Raw genomic sequence first — 1,857 nt, forward strand, 5'->3', positions numbered from 1 at the left:
CTAAAATGATAATGCATTATGGTTCACCTGTCAAGTAATTATTTGTTTTATTTATATTTTTATAATTATTTGCTTGTTTAATAAGCTTGTTTCCCTATAGCGTTAAAAGTATAACCATTTAAAAAATGGTTGGCTAGCTTTTTGTTAATTTATTGTAAATAATTGTTCGTGGTGGGGAAAAAAGATGGAATTGATAGATGGGTTGGTCTTGAATGGTGGAATAAGCGCTTTTTGAAGGTATAAAATCGTTCAGGTAGATAGCTGATTTTATTTGATTTTTTTACACTTAAAACAAGTGGTCATATAGTAAATGCTATTTTTAGTCGTAGAAATTACTCTCATTGTTTACCGTAATTTAAGGAACGACAGCAATGAACATACATAAAAAATCAAACTAAAGATTTATCAATGGTGGCTAAAAGTAATAACAAAGCCTAGCTAGACGACAGTTTCAGGTCGACACCAAACATTTACATATTCGATTTATAATACCTAAAAACTGCATGAAGCATTAAATAATCATCCATTTTATAAAGCACTAAAATAAACAATGTAATTCTCGGCATGATTTGTGAATATTTACATGACTATTCACTTTTTAGGCTGTATTTTGTGAGAAACATTCAAGATCTCTATACCATTTGGTAATTAATTAAAGTGTCGCTGTATCTATTCATTAAAACGTTTGATAACCATTTTATTAATCAAAATTTACAAAACCAGCCCACCAATAAACGAATTAAAAACCGAAAGCATGATACATACTTTAATTGCAATGTGGCATGATATAAAAAATATTTAACAATACAGAAAATAGAAAACAAAAGTTTAAGCTACTTATTCACATTTATAATATGGTTATACATAAAGCTATTTTTGGTAAAACGCCTTTATGTGTTTGAGTGGGTTATTTTAATCATGAAATATAAATAACCCATTATTTTATTACAACAATCCTATTTTATAAATGCTCCTTTACTGAATAAATAATATCACATTTAAAATATTTTCTATCCTTTACAAATAGCGTAACCTAACCAAGGAGCTTCAGTTGTAAACGTGCTAGTAAAACCATCATGGTTATGTACAACATATGGAAGCTGTACACCTTCAATCACCGAAGAATCCGATGTCCAATATCTAGAGGTAAAATCAGGCGGAGCATAATATTCTTGCCATTCTGAATCAGGGTAAGAAGATTTAGTTGTCCACCCCCATTCACCCAAAATAGAGCCACCTATTACACGAGTATAGCTATTAGACAATCCAGTTAATTCTGCCCCTTGACCTTCATATCGTGGCGAATTTGTTAATTGGGCTCGACTCATCATATTTTGTAAACCTCCACAATGCTGTTGTACAGCATTAAACGATCCTCTAAAATTTTTCGGTACCCCCCAAATAGAAGTTGGGTTAAAACGGTAATCATGAATGACAGAATTATCTCTTTTTAAAGTTACCCTCACTGTAACAGTTCCTGAAGGTTTACTATTAAGTTTTACTACACCATTTTGATCAATTGCAACACCTCCTCCTGGGTTATTGATCACTTGATAATGATAATCATCTTGTGCTCCTGTCATCACTAATTGAAATTTAGCACCAGGAAACCCTGTTGTTGGGAATGTGTTTGATGAAACTATTGGCTGTGCTTTAAAACCATAATTAGGTACGTAATCTTGAGTATAACCACCACCAACTAGAGGGTGGCGATTAGCATATTCAGGCCGATTAAAATAATATTCATCTGTTTTTAAATCAACTCCAATCCATTGGTATTCAGGATGAACTATAGTAGAATTCGGTTTTGCATAACAAATTTGCGATTTTGGTGCGATTTGGTAGGTCTTAGCTAGG

General features: G+C 32.1%; 1 protein-coding gene. It reads right to left on the reverse strand.

Annotated features, from left to right (window positions below; genetic code table 11):
* Positions 1-1,010 precede the first annotated feature (1,010 nt).
* Positions 1,011-1,857: hypothetical protein (locus tag B9N71_RS12975; protein ID WP_167370060.1), on the reverse strand; the 847-nt coding region annotated here is incomplete at its 5' end.

It is taken from the genome of Gilliamella bombi, from assembly GCF_900103255.1.
GTDB classification, from domain to species: Bacteria; Pseudomonadota; Gammaproteobacteria; order Enterobacterales; family Orbaceae; genus Gilliamella; species Gilliamella bombi.